This is a genomic window from Microbispora sp. CSR-4 (genome assembly GCF_008033685.1).
GTDB lineage: Bacteria > Actinomycetota > Actinomycetes > Streptosporangiales > Streptosporangiaceae > Microbispora.
Genome location: NZ_VJVX01000238.1, coordinates 1 through 619, shown reverse-complemented (window position 1 = coordinate 619; position 619 = coordinate 1). Strand labels below are relative to the sequence as shown.

The window sequence follows — 619 nt, the reverse complement described above, 5'->3', positions numbered from 1 at the left end:
CGTCGGCGCTCTCCGCACCGGCATCTGTCCCGGCCTCGCCAGGAGCACGGTCGCCCGTGTCGTCCCGGCCTTCCTCGAAGCCCCCGGCATCCCGCGCGTTTTCGGCGTGGTCGGTGGTGTCGTCGGCTTGGCTCGGCTCGTCAGTGCTTGCGGCGGTGTCGGGGGCGTAGTCGCTGGGGGTGCTGTCGTCGAGGTCTGCGAAGTGGTCGCTGACGTCGTCGGCGGCGGCCGGGGCAGCGGGGTCTTGGGTGGCCGGGTCGGTGTCTTGGGTGGCCGGGGCAGCGGGGTCTTGGGTGGCCGGGTCGCTGGTGTCGTCGGCGGGGTGTGGGTTGTCGTCGGTGGGGTCGGTGGTTTCGGGGTCGGTGGGGAGGGATTCGGCGCTGACCACGACGAGGAGCTCGGCGGCGATCTTCTGCTCCAGCAGGGCGATCAGCGCGTCCGCCTGACGTACCGTCAACGGGCGGTCATCCCCCTGAGCCCTCAGCTTGGCGTACGCCTGCAACAACGCCATCAACCGGGCGCCGGCCTCACGCGGCAGGTAGAACTCCCCTTCCACGCCGCCGCCCTTGCCCGGGCGGACCCGCAGGAACCGCCGCCCGTAATCGGCCCGCTCATCCCG

1 pseudogene is annotated in these 619 nt (G+C 72.2%); it reads right to left on the bottom strand.

What is annotated here, in order from left to right:
• Nucleotides 1–619 (bottom strand): annotated as a pseudogene (locus FLV34_RS39620) (DUF222 domain-containing protein); the annotation flags it as partial.